The 19,430-nt window shown below is 37.4% G+C and carries 16 protein-coding genes and 2 pseudogenes; 1 reads left to right on the top strand and 17 read right to left on the bottom strand.

The features are described from left to right. Nucleotides 1-217: 217 nt before the first annotated feature. Nucleotides 218-564 (bottom strand): annotated as a pseudogene (locus APF76_06830) (cytoplasmic protein). Between the two features lie 105 nt (nt 565-669). Here APF76_06830 and APF76_06825 point away from each other — a divergent pair. After that, nucleotides 670-1,002 carry a hypothetical protein gene (locus tag APF76_06825; protein ID KUO51943.1) on the top strand — a complete coding sequence of 111 codons (333 nt, stop codon included), beginning with the start codon at nt 670-672 and terminating at the stop codon, nt 1,000-1,002. A 99-nt stretch (nt 1,003-1,101) separates the two neighbouring features. On the opposite strand, the gene APF76_06820 is transcribed toward APF76_06825, so the two are convergent. The 16 genes and pseudogenes from APF76_06820 to APF76_06745 all read right to left on the bottom strand — a co-directional run bounded on the left by APF76_06820 (nt 1,102) and on the right by APF76_06745 (nt 19,430). Next, nucleotides 1,102-1,878 carry a hypothetical protein gene (locus tag APF76_06820; protein ID KUO51974.1) on the bottom strand — a complete coding sequence of 259 codons (777 nt, stop codon included), beginning with the start codon at nt 1,876-1,878 and terminating at the stop codon, nt 1,102-1,104. Nucleotides 1,879-1,901: 23 nt separating this feature from the next. Next, nucleotides 1,902-3,086 carry a tryptophan synthase subunit beta gene (locus APF76_06815; protein ID KUO51973.1) on the bottom strand — a complete coding sequence of 395 codons (1,185 nt, stop codon included), beginning with the start codon at nt 3,084-3,086 and terminating at the stop codon, nt 1,902-1,904. Beyond that, the gene (locus APF76_06810; GenBank protein KUO51942.1) at nt 3,086-3,745 is read right to left on the bottom strand and encodes a hypothetical protein; all 660 of its coding nucleotides are present in this window, start codon (nt 3,743-3,745) and stop codon (nt 3,086-3,088) included. The genes APF76_06815 and APF76_06810 overlap by 1 nt, the downstream gene beginning before the upstream one ends. Then, complete coding sequence (locus APF76_06805) at nt 3,742-4,518, bottom strand: indole-3-glycerol phosphate synthase (GenBank protein ID KUO51941.1); 777 nt, start codon at nt 4,516-4,518, stop codon at nt 3,742-3,744. The genes APF76_06810 and APF76_06805 overlap by 4 nt, the downstream gene beginning before the upstream one ends. Then, the gene (locus APF76_06800) at nt 4,515-5,549 is read right to left on the bottom strand and encodes an anthranilate phosphoribosyltransferase (protein ID KUO51940.1); all 1,035 of its coding nucleotides are present in this window, start codon (nt 5,547-5,549) and stop codon (nt 4,515-4,517) included. Before APF76_06800 ends, APF76_06805 begins: the two co-directional genes overlap by 4 nt. A gap of 43 nt (nt 5,550-5,592) precedes the next feature. Continuing rightward, entirely contained in the window at nt 5,593-6,195 is a 603-nt protein-coding gene (locus APF76_06795) for an anthranilate synthase (protein KUO51939.1), read from the bottom strand. Beyond that, on the bottom strand, nt 6,176-7,681 hold the full coding sequence (locus tag APF76_06790) for an anthranilate synthase (GenBank protein KUO51938.1): 1,506 nt from the start codon (nt 7,679-7,681) through the stop codon (nt 6,176-6,178). Before APF76_06790 ends, APF76_06795 begins: the two co-directional genes overlap by 20 nt. A gap of 1,596 nt (nt 7,682-9,277) precedes the next feature. Then, complete coding sequence (locus APF76_06785; protein KUO51937.1) at nt 9,278-9,784, bottom strand: hypothetical protein; 507 nt, start codon at nt 9,782-9,784, stop codon at nt 9,278-9,280. 129 nt (nt 9,785-9,913) lie between these two features. Beyond that, on the bottom strand, nt 9,914-10,516 hold the full coding sequence (locus APF76_06780; GenBank protein KUO51936.1) for a DNA-3-methyladenine glycosidase: 603 nt from the start codon (nt 10,514-10,516) through the stop codon (nt 9,914-9,916). 538 nt (nt 10,517-11,054) lie between these two features. Next, on the bottom strand, nt 11,055-11,405 hold the full coding sequence (locus APF76_06775; protein KUO51935.1) for a hypothetical protein: 351 nt from the start codon (nt 11,403-11,405) through the stop codon (nt 11,055-11,057). A 937-nt stretch (nt 11,406-12,342) separates the two neighbouring features. Further along, entirely contained in the window at nt 12,343-12,534 is a 192-nt protein-coding gene (locus APF76_06770) for a hypothetical protein (protein KUO51934.1), read from the bottom strand. Nucleotides 12,535-13,460: 926 nt separating this feature from the next. Next, nucleotides 13,461-15,875: a hypothetical protein gene (locus APF76_06765; protein KUO51933.1), complete on the bottom strand. Its 2,415-nt coding sequence runs from the start codon at nt 15,873-15,875 to the stop codon at nt 13,461-13,463. Then, the gene (locus APF76_06760) at nt 15,872-16,555 is read right to left on the bottom strand and encodes a peptide ABC transporter ATP-binding protein (GenBank protein ID KUO51932.1); all 684 of its coding nucleotides are present in this window, start codon (nt 16,553-16,555) and stop codon (nt 15,872-15,874) included. Before APF76_06760 ends, APF76_06765 begins: the two co-directional genes overlap by 4 nt. Before the next feature lie 87 nt (nt 16,556-16,642). Further along, a complete protein-coding gene (locus APF76_06755) occupies nt 16,643-17,890 on the bottom strand; it encodes a hypothetical protein (protein ID KUO51931.1) in 1,248 nt (415 codons plus the stop codon). Nucleotides 17,891-17,899: 9 nt separating this feature from the next. After that, on the bottom strand, nt 17,900-18,583 hold the full coding sequence (locus tag APF76_06750) for a two-component system response regulator (protein KUO51930.1): 684 nt from the start codon (nt 18,581-18,583) through the stop codon (nt 17,900-17,902). Between the two features lie 456 nt (nt 18,584-19,039). Then, nucleotides 19,040-19,430, bottom strand: a pseudogene (locus APF76_06745).

Raw genomic sequence — 19,430 nt, 5'->3', positions numbered from 1 at the left:
GGCTTCATATAGAGAAAGCGATGGGTGGCTTGGGGAGAAAATAGAAGTGCTAGTGAGTAAATATTTAGAATTTGAGGGGGTTATACAAAATTATGCTTTACCCAGTACTGTTTATAATAGCAGGCTTTATCTTCGTGAAGATAAACCGGAATCTACCCGGTGGGCAAAAAGTTAGGAACCCTCCGTTAAGAAGGCTCCATTAGTGTCGTTCTGTTTTCTATTTTAATACATAAGTAGCTAATACTGATTGTAGTTGATATATGTTTAATGTCTTGTTAAATTTTTTCTCTATTGCACCCGGCGTACCCGAAACCCATATCTTGAGTTCTGCATCCAAATCAAAATTGCCTGCTGTTTCAATACTAAAATGGGTTATACTCTTATAAGGAATTGAGTGATACTCTATCTTTTTCCCAGTTAATCCTTGTTTGTCTACTAGAATTAATCTTTTGTTGGTAAATATAAACATATCTCTTATTAATTATAAGCTTTTTCTATCTGTTCATTCTCCGCCAATATATTAGTATATTCCTTTTGTACTTCCTGCACGTTAGCATAAATGATTCAATGGGTATGAATGGCATAATTGTAATCTCATCCAGGCAGAAGAAGCCTTATTTATCGGACAAGAAGTATTTATTACATAAAGGCTTTGAGGTGTGTGATTCTGTGCCACCATATTACGAACTGTTATGTCTGAAGCTTAATAAAAATGCACCTGACCCGAAGTTCAAGGAATGTGTAATAAAGCTTGAAGTGTCTCAAAAGCAAGGAGTTTCAGTTCATTATTCCCATCAATGCCCATTTTGTGAAAATTACATTGGCATGCTTAAAGAAGCTGCAAAAGAGGAAAACATACCACTTTTCATCAGAAAATATGAGACTTTGGAAGAAGCACAGCAAGCTCCAAGCGTATCAACTACATTCAGTTTGTTTTTGAATGGAAAATTCATTGCACATGAGATTTTGACCAAAGATAAGTTTAAGATACTGCTTTTGTGAACGACAGTATAAGAGGGCGGATAAATACTAGAAAACTATTTAAATTACTCAAACAAAAAAGGATTCTGAGGAAATATCAGAATCCCAAATCCTTGGTTATCACCCTATTGCTTTTTTCAGCGTATTAATAAAACTAACAGCTTCTTCAAGTGCCTTAAGTGTATCGCCTTTTTGTACATTTTCCTCAATCTTTTGTATAATAGCACTTCCCACAATAACCCCGTCTGCCTTATTAGCCATTTTACGTGCTGTATCAGGTCCAGAAACACCGAAGCCCACGGCAAGGGGCAATTTTGTCTGCAACCTCACTTGATCCAAAAAATCCTCCAACCCCCCAGAAGTACTTTGCCTGGTTCCTGTAACCCCAGTAACACTTACACAATAGATAAATCCTTTAGAAAGCTGGGCAATTCTCTTTATTCTTTCTGGAGAACTGGTAGGTGCCACCAATAATATCAGATTTATATTATTACTATCTGCAGCCTTCTTTAAGTAACCAGCTTCCTCTAATGGCAGGTCAGGAATTATCAAACCATCTATGCCCACAGACGCTGCCCTGGCAATAAAGTTTTCTACACCTGTTACATATACGGGGTTATAATATGTCATAATAATTAACGGCACTTGCGTTTTTTCTCTAAGTCGTTTTACTAAAGAAAATATCTTTTCCAAAGTTACTCCACCAGCCAGGGCCCTGCCTGACGCCCTTTGAATGATCGGCCCATCAGCAACTGGGTCAGAATAGGGAACACCCAGTTCGATTATATCTGCTCCGCTTTCTGCCAGTATTGTTGCCAACTGCTCGGTAAACTCAAGGCTTGGATCACCACAGCTAACATAGGGAATTAATGCTTTTTCATTTTTTTTGTGCAGCATGTCCAAAACATTATCAATTCTGTTCAATTTTGCTCACCACCTAAAATACTTAGTACTTCTGCCACGTCTTTATCTCCCCTGCCCGAAAGACAAATTACTAGTACTTTATCCTCATCTAAAAGAGGTGCCAGCTGACAAGCATATGCAACTGCATGGGCACTTTCTAGTGCTGGGATTATTCCTTCTAAATTGGATAGTAGCTTAAATGCTTCCATGGCATCTTTATCCGTTATAGCTTCATATTTGGCCCTGCCTATATCTTTGAAATAACTATGCTCAGGTCCTACTCCAGGATAATCCAACCCAGCGGAAATAGAATGGGCTGGAAGAATTTGTCCGTCAATATCCTGCAGCAGGTAGCTTAAAGCACCATGCAAGACCCCTTTACTTCCAGCAGTTAAGGTTGCTGCGTGCTTATCAGTATCTATACCACTACCTGCAGCCTCCACACCAATCATTTGTACCTTTTGTTCATCCTTAAAGGGGTAGAAAAATCCCATGGAATTGCTGCCACCTCCCACACAGGCAACCAGATAATCCGGCATACAATATTCAATTTCTCTTATTTGCTCCCTGGTTTCTTCACCAATTATCTTTTGAAAACCCCTTACCATTGTTGGATATGGATGAGGACCCACAACAGAGCCGATTACATAATGACTGTCCCGGACTGTGCCAACCCAATTACGTAAAGCTTCATTGGTGGCATCCTTTAGGGTTTTGGTGCCAGTTTCCACTTCATTAACCTTAGCACCAAGAAGCTTCATTCTAAATACATTTAAGGACTGGCGTCTGACATCCTCTGCCCCCATGAATATTTCACATTGAAAATCAAGTAGTGCTGCCGCTGTAGCAGTTGCCACTCCGTGCTGACCAGCACCTGTTTCGGCGATTATTCGCTTTTTCCCCATTCTCTTTGCTAAAAGAGCCTGTCCCAGACTATTATTTATTTTATGGGCACCTGTATGGTTTAAATCCTCTCTTTTAAGATAGATTTTTGCACCGCCTAAATATTTAGTCAATTTTTCTGCATAAAATAAAGGTGTAGGTCTTCCCACATATTGATTTAAATAATAAGCCAATTCCTCTTTAAACTCCTTATCATCCTTAAATCTTTCATAGGCCTCTTCCAGCTCATTTAATGCACACATCAATGTTTCTGGAACATATTGACCCCCAAATTCCCCAAAATATCCTGATCGTTTCATCATTTATTTACCTCCCGAAATAACTTGTAAAGCTTTTCGTGATCCTTCTTTCCGATCTCTCTTTCAACACCGCTGCCAACATCTACTCCAAAGGGATCTGCTTCCTTAATGGCTCGTACCACATTTGACGGGTTAATGCCACCTGCAATAATAACAGGTATGTTATCCCAATTGAAGTTTGCTGCCAATTCCCAGGGGAAAGTCCTGCCGGTACCCCCTGGCAATCCTTCTACATAAGTATCAAGCAAGACTTTGTCTATTGCACAACTCTGCACATAGGGTATTATTTCATCCCAACCCTTCCCGGCATTCACTCTAAAAGCCTTTATGACCTGCCTGTGCCCGTCTGTGTCCATAGGGGTAGATTGGTAAAACTCCCTAATTTCTTTGCAGTATTGCGGAGATTCGCTGCCATGAAACTGCAGCCCGGTCAAGCCACAATACTCAGCTATTCTCTTAACTTCATCTGCATCACTAATTAGGAAAACACCAATTTTCTCAATTTTTGGCGGTAAACTGGCAATAATTTCTCTAACCTTTTCGGGTTCAATCTGGCGCTTACTGGGAGCAAATATAAATCCCAAGGCATCAGCACCAAGTTCTACCGCCTTTTTTGCATCTGGAAGATTTGTTATGCCACAAATTTTTATCCAGGTCATAGAACTTCACCTAGAAGTTCCTGTATTTTCCCATCTATATCTAGACTGGTAACTAAAGCCTCTCCCACCAGGATAGCATCCACTCCAGCTTCTGCTAATTTTTTTACATTCTCACCTGTAGAAATACCGCTTTCGCTAACAAGTATACAATCATTTGGTATAAGCTCTACAAGCTTCAAAGTTGTAGCAATATCAGTTTTAAATGTTCTTAAATCACGGTTATTAATGCCTATAATCCTGGCACCACAGCCCATAGCTGTCTTCAGTTCCTCCCCAGAATGAACCTCTACCAAAGAATGAAGCCCTAGTTCCCCTGCAAGCTCAATAAAATATCTTAACTGACTTTCATCTAAAATGGCTGCAATCAAAAGCACTGCATCTGCTCCATTATAAGCTGCTTCATACACCTGATATGGATCTATAAGAAAATCCTTACGCAAGATAGGTAATTTTATTGCTTTCCTGACCCTTTGTAAATCCTGCAGACTGCCTTGAAAAAACTTGCTATCTGTAAGCACAGAAACTGCAACTGCTCCTGCCCTTTCATAAGCTAAAGCTATTTTTACAGGATCAAAATTCTCCATGAAAACTCCCTTTGAAGGAGAAGCCTTTTTAACCTCGGCTATTAGACTAATTCCAGGTTTTACAATTGACTCTTTAAAACTTATCCTTGCTTTTTGTGATAAATTCTTTTTGAGCTGTTCAAGAGGCATATTTGATTTACTATTGCTAACTTCAACTTTTTTATGCTCTACAATCTTATCCAAAATCATATTGTTACCTCCAAACTCAAATCAATATGGCTCATATATACCAACTCTTCCAGTTTTTTCATTGCCTTTCCTGAGTCAATTGTCTCAGCAGCAATTTTGACCCCTTCATGTAAATCCTTTGCAGCCCCAGCAGCAGAAATAGCAGCTGCTGCATTTAACAACACTATCTCACGGTGAGGGCCCTTTTCTCCAGACAGTACTCTTTTTATAATTTGCACATTACAGGAGGCATCATCTCCCTGCAAATCTGAAAGCTTTCTCCGAGGAATTCCAAAATCTTCCGGTCTAATCTCATATGTCTTTATGCTACCCTTATTCAAGTGGGTAATTTTTGTAGGCCCAAGCGTAGAAATTTCATCTAATCCCCCAGATCCGTGTACCACATAGGCACCTTCTACTCCTAATCTCTCCAGCACTTGTGCTATAACTTCCGTTAAGTTAGGATCATAGACACCTAGCACCTGAAACTTGGCCCGTGCTGGATTGGTAAGGGGCCCTAGAACATTAAAAACGCTGCGTATTCCAATCTCTTTTCTCGGCCCTATTGCATATTTCATAGCTTCATGAAAAACCGGTGCAAAAAGAAAACCCAGGCCAATTTCATCAAGGACCAATTCTACCTCCTGAGGTGAGAGGTCTATCTTTACTCCCATGGCTTCAAGTACATCTGCACTTCCACATTTACTTGACACCGAACGGTTACCATGCTTGGCAACGGCCAAACCTGCACCTGCCACCACAAAAATAGTCGTGGTTGAAATATTAAAGGTTCCCGTTCCATCTCCTCCAGTTCCACATGTGTCAACCAAAATAGAATGTTTGCTGTTTATGGGAAATGATTTGTCTCTCATTACCTGTGCACAGCCTAGAATTTCTTCGAGGGTTTCTCCCTTCATCCTTAGTCCTGTTAAAAAACTTCCAATTTGGGCAGAAGTTGCCCTTCCTTCCATCACCTTTAGCATTACTTCACTAGTTTCTTTAAATGAAAGATTTTCTCTTTGAATTACTCTGCTAATTGCCTCTCTAATCATCATCTCAGCTCCTCTCAACTTATTACGGAAAGGGGACACACCTCTATTTAATGTCTAGCTTTATGGAGGAGGAATGTCCCCAACCTAGTTGCAAAAAGTTCTGCAAAACATGGTGTCCGTACTGGCTTGCATATGATTCTGGGTGAAACTGTACTCCAAAAGTAGGGTGATTCTCATGCTGAACTGCCATGATAGTACCATCATCGGTTACGGCTGTTACATGAAGTGCTTTTGGAATACTATCTTTTTCAAGCACCAGGGAATGATAACGAGCAACTGTAATACCCTGGGGTATGCCTTCTAAAATTCCCGTATTCTCATGATAGACAACTGAAGTCTTCCCATGTAAGGGCTTTTCAGTTCGAACAACCCTGGCACCAAATACTGCTCCAATGCATTGATGGCCCAAGCAAACACCTAAAATAGGAACTTTACCCGAAAAGTGGTGTATTACCTCCATACAAATTCCTGCATTTTCAGGAGTACCGGGACCTGGGGAAATTACTATTTTCTCGGGAGACATCCCTTGCAAATCCTTTATAATAGTTTTATCATTTCTGACTACTTCAACATCTTCTCCTAACTCTCCAAAATACTGGACCAGGTTATATACAAAGGAGTCATAATTATCGATTACTAACAGCAAGAAGCTCCCCCCCTTTAGCTATCTCCACAGCAGTTAAAAGTGCCTGTGCTTTATTACAAGCTTCATGATACTCCATTAGTGGATTTGAATCTGCTACTATACCAGCTCCAGCTTGGATAAATCCTCTATCTTTTTTAGCAATCAAGGTTCTGATAGTAATACATGTATCCATATTTCCGGTATAACTGATGTATCCAACTGCACCTGCATACGGTCCTCTGCCATCAGTTTCCAACTCATCTATAATTTCCATTGCCCTTATCTTGGGTGCACCGGATACCGTACCTGCTGGGAAGGAAGCTCTTAATATATCAAAACAGGTATAGCCTTTTTTAAGAGTACCGGTTACATCTGAAACAATATGCATAACGTGTGAATAGTTCTCAATACACATGAAATCCTTTACTTTAATGGTTCCATACTCGCACACTCTGCCCAAATCATTGCGCCCCAAATCTACTAGCATTAAATGTTCTGCTTTTTCTTTTTCATCTGCCAGTAATTCATCTGCCAGCTGTTTGTCATCCTCTAATGTTTCACCCCTTGGTCTTGTTCCTGCTATAGGTTTTACTTTTGCAATCCCGTCTACCACTTTGACCATTATCTCCGGGGATGAGCCAATTAGATTTATATCATCGAAAGAAAGATAAAACATATATGGAGATGGATTTAAACAGCGTAGACTGCTATATATTGCTAAAGGGTCCGTTTCCAACTTTAATTTTATTTTTTGAGACAAAACTACCTGAAATATGTCTCCGGCAATTATATATTCCTTAGCCCTTCTTACCATTTCCTGAAATTCATCTGAGGTGCAATTATGCTCATAATCAGCACAGCTCTTCATATTTTGCATATTTTGTTCTTCTAAAGTAACTCTTGTTAGTTGTTTACTTAAAATGGAACTAATCTCTTTTATCCTCAAAACAGCCCTTTCATAATCTTTTTCAGGATTATCTCCTACTTTTGTATTAACTACAATTTTCATTGTTTGCTTAACATGGTCGAAAATGATTACTGTATTTGCAAACATTAAGAAACAATCTGGGTACTCAGTATTCTTACCTACAGGTTTGGGAAGCTTTTCCCAGTAACGTATCATATCATACCCAAAGTAACCAACTGCTCCTCCGCTAAAAGCTGGCAAACTGGGTATATTTAAAGTTGTATAACGGTTAAATATCTTCTCCAATTCTTTTAATGGATCCACACTATCATACTGAACTGTCTCTCCTTCTTCTGTTATAGCAACCTTTCCATCCTTTGCTTGAAAAAGTATCGAAGGTTCAACCCCTATAAAAGAATATCTACCTAATTGCTGGCCACCTTCTACGCTTTCCAGCAAAAAAGCATAGGATTCCTTTTTGAGCTTTATAAAAGCTGACAAAGGAGTCTCAAGAGCCGATGAAAGCTCGCTGTATACTGGAATTAAATTTGCTTGTGCAGCCAAGTTTTTGAACTCTTCTTTAGAATGAGGAAACACCATCTTCCACCCCCTCCATACATCGGTCTAGATACTGCTCTCCACACTCCTGAACCACTTTAGCTAACATCTAACCTCACCTCATCTCATCTCAAATTTTTCGCGGAACACACCTTGCTTGCCTCTTAAATGGTAAAATAAAAAAGCTTCTCGTCCTATAATAGGGACGAAAAGCTTACGTCACGCGGTACCACCCTCATTGGCTAATAAAAGCCCACTCTTTCAAGTACGGGACTATGGGTATTCATCAAGTCCGATACCTGCCTTTTTTTAACGGTAAAGGTTTCCGGTAGGCTGCTACTCTTGCATATGCGCAATTTCGACCTACAGCTTGTGGGTCCATTCACCATATCCGGTACACGCCGAAATTCCACTACCTCCGGCTCTCTGGAGTGCCTGCAAAATGCCTACTATTCCCACGCATTGCTTTTGTCTTTGATAGATATTATTAATATAATATTTCCCCATACTTGTTTTGTCAAGAGAAAGTTTTTAACTAATTCAATGGTCTCTGATCGATTTTTGACTAATTCAATGGTTCTATTCCACTCATAATAATTTCTGTCTTAGCTAACAGCTCTTTTGTTAAAGAGTCGCTTAATGGTTCTTCCAGCCATGAAAATAGTGTGAAAAAATAAATACCAACTAGAATATCAGATACATGCTCAGTATTTATATTAAAACGAAATTCTCCCTGTTGCTTCCCTTCCTCTATAATTGTCTATTGGTTAGGACTGGTATACCACCCATTGTGTTTCCACTTATCCTATTACAGTTCCCTTGTTCCTGTCATTCTAGCTTTACATAACAGTTTTAGCCCTACCCTTTAACCCGGCTGCCGTTTTCAACTAGTGTGATTGCATTATTGAAACCTTTCAACCTTTTTTGGTTTTCTGTTGAATTCCACCGAAGTATATGTAATTCAACGACAGCACCCCACATGGGAGCGAGTTGCTTCTATTCGCAACCCTATTAGTTACGAGCCGTACTTTCGGATATTCGTCATCCTATTAGACATTCTAAGCATGACTGCTTTTTAGCCTCCAGCGTACTTAATATCATCACAGATATCATTTTCCGCTACTTCACCAAGCTTCGTACATTAGACATGGCATTGCTTCATGCACGTCGGAGTATTAGAGATTTTGTTACCCCTCACACAGAGTCAGGCAGGTACTTCCCCTACCAATTCAAATGACTAGTTCTACTTGCTATTATTTTACTCGTAGTCCGATTTTATTGTATATTTCTATACAGTCTGTTCGGAAACAAGGCGCACACTTCGCCTAATAGACATAATACCTAAGTATTTTCTAATATGCCGCATCTAGTTACTTTTCATATTTCCTATTGGACAATTTCCCCATAAAATTTACATTCCTGCTGCATTATGGAAATATGTTAGTGCAAAGCACAAATGAAAAAGAGTGCATAGCGCGCACCCTTAAAAATAGAATTTTGGACATTTACCTTGTGACGTATTTTAGATACTATGAATTAAAAAAATCTTTTATTCCTTCACATTTTAAAGATTATGTGTCTTAACTCCAAACACAGATTATGCTCATAACAAGAAAATCTCATTCACTTGTTTTTTCTTCATATTTCAGGAATGATACCTTCAACAGATGTCGAACCAATTTCGGGATAATAAGAAACGTGATTTTTATAAAGAGTATAGATTTCGTTGGAAGTTGCAATGACAGTCCCGTCTGTAAACATCAAAGCCAACTGTGTCATTTCTTCGTTGATAAGGATTGTACCTATTACATCCATATCGGGAAAACTGGCATTTTGAAAATATAGCAGCCTCTGTATGTTTTGCTCATCACCCCACCGAATGCCTGCTTGCATATCTTTTCTGCCCGTTTTTTCATAGGATAGGATGTGAAATTTTCCACTAAATGAATCGTCATCACGAAAGAGATAGTTACTTTTTTCTCCATCTATGAAAACAGTTGTTTTGTCAGTTAAAACTCCATTTTCGTATATATTTGCAGATATTTCTTGCTTTATATTTTGGTTAAATGGAATTATAGAAAGTACCCAAAACCCAATAACTAAAGCCACAACCACTTTTCCAATCGTTTTATATTTCTGTTTCATCCTCTTATACCCCCAAATACTAATAATATTTGCCACGCATTTTCCATCCAATATGCCTATCATTTAGTAATATATAATCATGTTAATCTCACTAATGTACTATTCGTTAAGGTATTGTGATAAAGTGAACTAAATTACGGAAAGCTCCCACAGATATAATGATGCAATAGAGCCATATGGTGAATACCTTTTTCTATACCTATTAAATTTTTCCTTTGTTAGATCCTTAAGACCGTATAAATTCATCATTCCTCTACGGATAGCTAAATCTCCGTAACTCACTACATCAGGACGACAGAGTGAAAAAATCAACAACATCTCAGCGGTCCAAATACCAACTCCATTTAGTGCAGAAAGCTTTTTTATTATCTCCTCATCAGTCAAAGTATTAAGTTCTTCAAAATCTACCTCACCAGATATAGCGGCATTTGCAATTCCTTTTATATATCCAGCTTTTCTTACAGTCATACCACAACCTTGAATTTCAGCTAGGCTTACCTTTGCAATGCTTTCTGGTGTTATGCTTCCAAGAAGACTAGAAAACCTATTCTGCACAGTTTCCGCAGCTTTATTTGAAATCTGCTGGCTGATAACGCTTGAAACAAGTGCAGTAAACGGTTCAGGGGTAATCTCTCGTTTTAACATGCCTATTTTATCAATAGCTGCACCTAGCTTTCTGTCCCTACTTTTTAAATATTCAATTTCTCTTTGTTCGTACTTAAAAATTGGCATATTCTTATATTCTCCATTTCAAGCAATTCTTTCAATTACAGTACAATAGCGCGAGTCATCTATTCCATACAAAGGTAGTATGTAATAAATATCAGAATTAAATTATGCTTATTTACAAACCCTATAGTCCATATCATTAGGTTTAGGTAATTTATAAAGTTAACCCTTGTAGGTCCTATTTTACCATATAAAACTTCATTAAGTCTTGTCCTAATCTGTTCAATTAAGACTGTGTTAGCAGGTTTATGGACCAGGTGCTGCGGTTTTGACCTAGCGTTACTTTACCGACCGACCTTAGACATAACACCAAGTATGGGCGGTAAGGTATAAGCGGTTGAGCTAGAAATTCAAAATGACCTCGAAAGAATCCGTTAAAAAGCAAAGCATGAAATCATCTGTATTACAAATAAAATCCCTGTGAAATTACCAGGGATTGCATTTGATATTTTTTCATTTAGTGTTTTTGAGACGCATCTTATAGATAATGTGCAACAACTAATTTGTCATAGCTCAACTTAATTAATATATCTAACTACACTTACTTTAAGAAAAATAATTTTAATATTATCAAAAGCAATAAAACTGTACTACCATTTAAGATGCTTAAGATGTATACTTTTGACTCTTTTTCAAATTTCCATTCTATAAAAGCACGAAAACCAAATAATACAGTAAAAAATATAGGAAGATAATACTGCCTTAATTCACTGCTCTTACTAAAAAAAGTCATTGTTATTAATGCAATAATAATTACTACTTCTGACCATTTATGGACTTTATTAACATGCTTATATAATCCCTTTTTCTTTTTAATATTAAACTTGTTTATAATAATTTTTTCTGCAACTATAACTAATATTAAAAAAGCAATTAAAAAAATAAATATCATCTAATCCTCCTTCCCTAAGTCACTTTTTCCATAAAATGTGCCTTATCATATAGATTTTATGTAAAGTTAGAACTTCTAACCCACTAATTTTCATACTTCAAAGCTTCTCTTATTATATCTTTATATCGTAGACCACCTTCCCAAATCATTTCTTCTATTGCATCTTGCGATATGCCTGCATTCTCTAGGTTAGCAATTAGTTCTGTATTTGGAAAAATAAAATCTAATTCTTTTATAGTTAGTAAGCTATCTGTTGTGCCAAATCATACAGACTAGGTATCGAATAGTCCATGGGAGAAGTTCTGATAGTTTAATACATAACAATAGTATTGTACATTATCTATTCCTTATTTTTATCGAAGCAAAGTCATGTAAAGTAGCAGTTCGAAAATATTTCTTTCATTTTATTATTAGTACCAAAAGTTGTTATTTTGTTACACCTATAAATAAAAAAACTTCTTGGGGGTATATTAGTATTGGGTTTCTGCTACAGTAATTACCTTTTTACATAACTTAAAAGGCTCTCCGTAGAGAGCCTCAACTGAGTATTATTAACCGGCACTCTGGACCTGCGTAAAGCCAAATTCCATATAACCACATCCAGATGGTACCCCCAACTCTTTTTTCGTAGAATTTCCTTATGGGAGAAAACTTTATATCCTCCTGTTACTTCTATATTATTGTGCTTCAAAGAAAAGTTCTAGCGGTCATTACCACTTTCTACAATAGCTTCCACAGCGCGATTTTTTGTCACCATAGTGGAATAAACCACATCCAAATCGTGAGCTTCCACATCCTGCTCGTGTATTACTATCCTTAATTAAAGGACACTTGCTTGTTGACTCCATGTTTGACTACACTTTAAAGCTCTCACTAATAGATATTACTATTAGCTGTAGCACAAAAATTTGAAAACAAGGAAACACATAATAATTTTTTAGCCAATGAATATATATTTTTGAGCTATCCTTATACTTTCTGTTTTGGTTTCTGAGCATATAGCTTCGTTATAGTACTGCTCTGCAAGTTCTTTGCCCTTTTCGCTTTCTACCATATTCATTATCTTTCCAATGAAAGCAAAAATATCGTCGTGTGCTAGTTGGCATAAATAATTGTATCTTGTTAACATTCTTTTACCTCCTCTTAGACAAATTACTAACTACATCAGAATTTATCGCATTTTTTAAACTGTTAGCTTATAAAGCTACGTGCCTTTTCTAGGGCTGGAGTTATAGCTTCTGTTGCTTTAGCTATAAATGATTCTGCAATGAATTGAGTGTCTAGATTGTGCTATCTATATATGAAGTTTCTGAGCTAGAAAGCTAACTATCTTTTCATTCACATTTAACCATAACATCGCAGGCAATAGCAGCACTCGAAAAGAGTAGGATTACCATTAAAATCAAGTCCATCAACATTGTTCGTTCCATGAAGTCGTCTTTATATGCAAGGTCAAGAAGTGAAAAGGTATATATTAAAGTTGAAAATAAATGAGTTACTAAGCTATTTACCTTACAAGTTAAAACAAAAAATCTTCTTAAAAAATTCTGATAGGCTGAATTTTTTGGGCTTTGGGGTTATGCTAGTGCTTTGTATTATTTGATGTAAAAATTCCTTTTCTTCTCTACTTAAGAAATGTTTTAATTTAAGCACTATCTTTTCATCCTTTCTCTAATTTAATAACTATCTTAGCGAATACTTCCTAAAGAGTTTAGAAATACAAAAAAATAGGATTGCCAAACTGGCCACTCCTATTTAATAAAGCTTAAATAAGCTTCTAAGTCTGGTGGCTTGGCAGTCATAGTAATGCAAAAAAATTACCTCTGCACACTTTAGACCCATAGCTTTGCGTCACTATCTTTCGATAGCTTTGCCTTTTTCAGCTGTAATATAGTTTTTTTAATAAAAGTCCTATTATTTTAAGACTTTAGTCCTGTTTACATTCTATAAAAGTAATTGAATTCCTTCTGAGAGATTTAACTTTTATTATCACTATTGCTATTATTTGTGTTTTAATCAAAGATAAGTCGTTCTATTCTAAACATCAAAATAGACTTATAGTGAATTGATAACCTCTGAAATACCCTTTGATTTTATGCGTTTAAGTGGACTAATCACAGAGTAAATAGTAACTAATAGAGTAAGACTGAATATCATAATAATCTCAACTAAAGGAAATTCCCAAATCACATGAAAACTTGAAAGGTAGTTAGAAATCAATACTTTTTGCAGTAAAATTCCTAATGTGCATCCCATAAGGCAACCGGTCAGGCTGTATGCAGCAGCCTCTGATAAAATCATCTTCTCTAATTGGGTTCCAGACATTCCAACCGCCCGCATGACCCCTAGATACTTGGTTTTTGACGCAACGCTGGTGTTCATAGTGTTTATAAGATTCAAGATGCTTATCAAAGCAATTACCGCTACAAAACCATATACAAAGACAGCCATTGTTATATATATCTGATTGATCTCGGCGTTTTTTTGGCGCACGTCATGGAAGGATATGCTGTTATCCACCATGGCCTTTATAGCATCAACGGTTTGTTCATCCGCTTTTCTCCTAAGTTGAATGTCTACGGCTTTGAATGAAGCTTCACCAGTAAGCTCGGTAAATATTGCTTCTGTAGTAATAAATGTAGTTAAAGTCAATTCATTATCGCTAAAGGGTACAGAACGCAATATACCCATAACAGTTAACTCTTTTGTGCCGGTAGGGGTATCAATATAGACCTTATCCCCCGGTTGTAGATTGGCGGTATCTGCCGTAATGTTATTTCTTAAGTGACTGGCAACAGCAATAACCCCTTTCCCCTCATTCATCCTGACCTCTGAAAGTTCCCCAGCTATCAGGTCAGCTTTTGCCCAGTTCAGCTGATTTCTATCGTAGGAAATAAGCCCTGATTTTTCGGGAGGTACGAATAGACCGTTATCTTTTACTGTAACCCCATTCACGGCCTCTTTATATGTATCGGTCAGTTTTGACGCATCAAAGGTAGCGTTAACATAGCCGAACATCCTTCCATAGACTCTTTCCGCTCCATCAAGAGCCGACAGTTTTGCATATACCTCGTCGTCTATACCCTGTTCTGATACCAAGGAAATATCAGGAGTGTACGGTTTGGTAGTTTTAAGCGAGGAATGCATAAAATCGATAAACACATTAAAGCCCAGGAATAGAATTATACTTACAGCAATGGAGCACGACATGAGAAAAAGCGTTTTCTTTCGCATAAAGGCATTGTTTATTCCCATCGCTATTTCAGCACGCAAGATCTTTGATAAAAAACCAAGCTTTTTTCTTTTAGAGATCTTTATTTCGTTGCTTCCCGTTACGGCATTCACAGGAGAAACCCGTGCCGCCTTTTTTGCAGGCAGTAAAGAAGCAATAAATACAGTCAAAAAGCCGATAACTACTCCGGCCGCAATACCTATTATACTTATGCTAAACAGGGGGATATCTTTGAATATGCTATTGTTAAAAAACTTTAATATAGCACTGCAAACAAAGGCCATAAACATGCCTGCAAGAATACCCAGAGGAATTGCCCGCAGGGTTATGACCAGTCCTTCCCTTCGGATCAGCTTTTTTATCTGTGACTTGGATGCTCCGACACACCTTAAAAGGCCGAACTGCCGGACCCTTTCCATAACAGAAATGTTAAAAGTATTGTATATCATCACAACGCCTGCTACGAGGACGATACTAAACAAAATGGCACCGATGATATACATCCCGATGGCTGCTTTGTGTTTGCTTTGTCCCATTACTGCGAGCAGGTGATTATTAAGTTCAATTTTGTCATCGGCAATATTAAGACCATTCTTGATATCTGCTACCGCTTCATTGATCCTGACCCTTTCCTTAAATTCAACAAGATACAAAGTTGGTTTTTCAGACTCAATATTACTGACACCGACCGTTGATACAAATACGCCAGGCATGGCGGCAGCCTTCATATTTCCCAAATCGTTATAGATGCCGCTAATGACGTATTCCCTTTCAATATTATCCTCAAAAGAGAGCTTAACCGTGTCGCCAATATCCGCATCCAGATACAAGCCTTCAGTCGCCCATTGTTCCACCATAATCTCATTTTTACCAGTTGGATATCTCCCTGCCAGAACTTTTATGTTTAAATTCCCGGCAAAAGCTTCATCCATCGCTCCAAGCCGGCAGGAGATACCGTTTATAGTCCCACTTCCAAAGTCCTTCCATCTTCCCGAATTTTTAACGTCGATGCGGCTTTTTATGGAAGAAACCTCTTTATCACTTGCATCAATGACAGCAAGATGGTAATTCCCATAATCGTGAATTACCTGTAATTTTTCGAACCGCATAAAGACATCCAACATGGAAAATACTCCGGTAACAAGAGCAACCGAAATCGCCACGCTAACAATGGCCAACCTGGTCTTTCTCCTGTGCATGGAAAGGTACTTGGAAGCAAGTTCGGTGTAATGATTCATCTGCCTCCACCTCCTAGCTCAGTAACCACTCCATCCTCTACTTGGAATATTCTGTCTGCAACGGAAGCATAGTTTTCATTGTGCGTAATCATAATCAAAGTCTGTCTAAACCTTTCTACGGACAGCTTCATCAGATCAATTACATCTCGACTATTTTTACTATCAAGATTTCCTGTCGGCTCGTCGGCCAAAATAATTGCAGGCTTAGTTGCTAGAGCTCGCCCAATTGCCACGCGCTGTTGTTGTCCTCCTGAAAGCTGACTGGGAAGATGATATTTTCTTTCCTTCAGTCCCAATATCTCCAGCAGTTCATCAATATACTGCCGATCTGGTTTCTTATAATCCAACAGTAAGGGCAGGATTATGTTTTCCTCGACATTTAATTCAGGAACCAGATTGTAGGCTTGAAAAATGAAACCTATGTTACGCCTGCGAAAAACCGCCAGCGCCTCTTCCTCCATTGCATAAATATCCCTGCCATCTATAAAAACCCTTCCGGAAGTTGGCACATCCAAAGCCCCAAGCATATTAAGAAGTGTACTTTTTCCGGAACCCGATGGTCCTACGATAGCAATGAAATCACCCTTGGAAATAGAAATTGACACCTTAATTAAAGCCTTTACCATTGTTTCGCCCTGACTATAAGTTTTTGATAGATTTTCTGTTTTCAGTATTTCCAATTTTTCCACCTCGATCATTATTCTAATAGTTAATTTAAGAACAACAATAGAATAACCTATCCACCTTACTCTGACATGAATTAAACCTTACAATTTTGTAAGGTTTGGCAAATGGACGGTAAATTTTGTTCCTTTTTTAATTATACTTTCTACTGATATGTATCCCCCGTGCATTTCAATAATCGTTTTCGCCAGAGTTAATCCTACTCCAGTCCCTTGTTTTTCCTGCGAAAACCGGCTCCTATAAAATCTTTTAAAAATATGATTGATGTCATCAGGGTGAATTCCTTCCCCGTTATCTTCGACGGTTATTTTTGTTATCAACGGCGTTGTGCTAATTATAACTCTGATGTGGTTTCCGGCTCCTGTATGTTCCACAGCGTTTTTAAACAAGTTACTCAAGGCTTCAAACATCCATTCCTTGTCGCATGGATATGAAACTATACCATGGGATATTATCTCAAAGGTTTTTTGCTCCTTTAACAACCTGGTTTCAAAACTTTCGGCCACCTGTTCCATAATGTCGTTAAAAATATGTACTTTTTTATTAAGCTTTATGATTCCAGCATCCAACCTAGCCAACTTTAATAGATTGGCTATCAAGGTTTGCATCCGTCCCAGCTCATTTTCGCTTTTATTTAAGAAGCTTGTTATTACATCATTGTCTGTATTTTCATTTTTCATGATCTCATTATACATAGTAAGGGCAGATAAAGGGGTTTTAAGCTGATGGGATATATTTGTCAGATTTTCCTTTAAAAAGACCTTGTTATCTTTTTCTTTTTCGATATGGGTGTATAAGGATGAAGTCAACATATTAACAGATGACGCTAATTTTGATAAACTGCCCTCCTCATTATCATAAAGCCTGGTTGAAATTTCTCCGTTCATAATTTTATTAATATCAGTATTATACCGTTCTAGTTTCTTATAATGGTTTCTCAAAAAACAGTAACTAAAAAACAAGGTGGCAGATATAAACAAGATTGACAATATGAAATTTATTATCCCATTTGTTTCATAAAATCTACTGACTTGAGGAAGCAAGTGCAATTGAATACTATCCTTATAGCCCACCTGTTCTAACAAGGATTTTCCTGTTTCCTGGTGACTAGATGTCTTTTCCGCCGTGAAGGCTTCCCGAATTTCATGAGACAGCTCCGGATATTTTTGGCTTAAATAACCTGCAATCTCATAATCATGCTCAAGCATCTCTTTTCTAAAACTGATCGCATTTATGTAAGCTGCAATTTGAAAGAGTATAATTCCGGCAATAAAGACTAACATAAGCGATATAAATAATTTTTTGACTTCTTTATTAACTAGTAGATTCATAAAAACCCCTTATACAATATTCCACTTATATCCCATTCCTCTAGCTGTTACTAGAAATGATGGGTCCTTTGGACAATCTTCGATTTTTGCTCGCAACCTGCTGATATAAACTGCCAAGGTATTATCATCAACAAAACATTCACGGCAATCCCATAATTTTTGCATTATTTGTTCTTTTGATAATATGACCTTTGGATTCTGCATAAACAGGCATAATAATTTGTATTCTACTGATGTAAGTTCTAATTCCACTCCATTTTTCATTACTTTGCCTTCTAAAAGCTTTACTGTAATACCATTTGAATTTAATTCCGCTAATTGTTGCTTATCATGATTCGACCGCCTTAAGGCTGCATTTATCCTTGATAAAAGCTCATTTAGTTTAAATGGTTTTGTTATATAATCATCCCCACCAATATCCAAACCCATGACAATATTCACTTCTTCATCTGAAGCGGTCAAGAAAATTATTGGAATGTTTGATGTTTGCCTAACTGCTTTACACAAGTCAAAACCACTACCATCAGGAAGCATTAAATCCAATATAATTAGATTGTATTCAGGTAGCTTTAAACATGCTTTGGCTTCTCTTACAGTTCGAGCAATGGTTACATCAAAGTCATGTTTAGAAAGTGAAAATTTCAAGCCTTCAATGATGCTTAAATCATCTTCAACTAATAAAATATTTTTCATGAAATGCCTCCATCCTCCCTTTTTATATTATTATTCAAATGCCAATTTAGTTATTTTGTCCTGATCCTCTAGGCATCTGCTAGATTATCCAACCCTTCTTCAATGTACTTTCGGACACATTAGTACCGATGCCAACATATTCAAAATTCAGGTCCCCTTCATCTCCATTTAATAGCCAATCATCACCTTCTAGTATAAACCCTGGTGTTTCAGTTTTACTAGACCAAACTTTTAAACTTATGTAATCAAACATCATTTCGTATGAACATCCCTGGAATAAAATTAACTACTGCAGAATATTACTGTACACCTAAGCATTTAAGCTTTAAATTACCTACTACAGAAACCTAAAATTTTTACCCCATTATCCAACTACCTATTATTAGCCTTATCCGAAGTTAAGTTTTCCCCCCAGTATATGGATACTGGTAAGTAATATAGCTTTAAAATTCCTTCTTAATTAATTATCCTTCGAGACCGAATCAAGTGTTCACGAAGGTAGTACGCCTCGGAAGAAGCCATTTCAATGAGTGCATTCAGTAAAACACAACAGGCTTCATGTAAGTCCCTTGGTAATGGTTCAGTATTATCAAGCAGTAAGTATCTCTGAATAGCCCTCTCCAAATAAAACACGGTATTTACACCAGAGAATAAATGCAATCCCCCGGTTTCCTTTTGGTGTTTGGAAAGAATGTGCAATCCAGGTTCCTTGAAAATACTCGGGAAATGGTACATCAGGGAAGTCATCGCTTCAAAAACGTCCGGATTGATACCGGCATTAGTAACAAATTCGAGAATTAGGTCTTTTCCTAGAGCAATATCCTGATTTTCATGGTCTATTTTTTGC

The sequence above is a fragment of the Desulfitibacter sp. BRH_c19 genome, from assembly GCA_001515945.1.
Lineage (GTDB): Bacteria > Bacillota > DSM-16504 > Desulfitibacterales > Desulfitibacteraceae > Desulfitibacter.
Note: the sequence above shows the minus strand (reverse complement) of the source record. Positions and strands in the feature narration are given on the sequence as shown.

Bases quoted from the DNA above. Each gene is read 5' to 3' on its own strand.
- APF76_06820 (KUO51974.1), bottom strand. From the start codon at position 1,878: ATGCTGCACAAAAAAAATGAAAAAGCATTAATTCCCTATGTTAGCTGT.
- APF76_06815 (KUO51973.1), bottom strand. From the start codon at position 3,086: ATGAAACGATCAGGATATTTTGGGGAATTTGGGGGTCAATATGTTCCA.
- APF76_06810 (KUO51942.1), bottom strand. From the start codon at position 3,745: ATGACCTGGATAAAAATTTGTGGCATAACAAATCTTCCAGATGCAAAA.
- APF76_06805 (KUO51941.1), bottom strand. From the start codon at position 4,518: ATGATTTTGGATAAGATTGTAGAGCATAAAAAAGTTGAAGTTAGCAAT.
- APF76_06800 (KUO51940.1), bottom strand. From the start codon at position 5,549: ATGATTAGAGAGGCAATTAGCAGAGTAATTCAAAGAGAAAATCTTTCA.
- APF76_06790 (KUO51938.1), bottom strand. From the start codon at position 7,681: ATGGTGTTTCCTCATTCTAAAGAAGAGTTCAAAAACTTGGCTGCACAA.
- APF76_06785 (KUO51937.1), bottom strand. From the start codon at position 9,784: ATGAAACAGAAATATAAAACGATTGGAAAAGTGGTTGTGGCTTTAGTT.
- APF76_06780 (KUO51936.1), bottom strand. From the start codon at position 10,516: ATGCCAATTTTTAAGTACGAACAAAGAGAAATTGAATATTTAAAAAGT.
- APF76_06775 (KUO51935.1), bottom strand. From the start codon at position 11,405: ATGATATTTATTTTTTTAATTGCTTTTTTAATATTAGTTATAGTTGCA.
- APF76_06770 (KUO51934.1), bottom strand. From the start codon at position 12,534: ATGTTAACAAGATACAATTATTTATGCCAACTAGCACACGACGATATT.
- APF76_06765 (KUO51933.1), bottom strand. From the start codon at position 15,875: ATGAATCATTACACCGAACTTGCTTCCAAGTACCTTTCCATGCACAGG.
- APF76_06755 (KUO51931.1), bottom strand. From the start codon at position 17,890: ATGAATCTACTAGTTAATAAAGAAGTCAAAAAATTATTTATATCGCTT.
- APF76_06750 (KUO51930.1), bottom strand. From the start codon at position 18,583: ATGAAAAATATTTTATTAGTTGAAGATGATTTAAGCATCATTGAAGGC.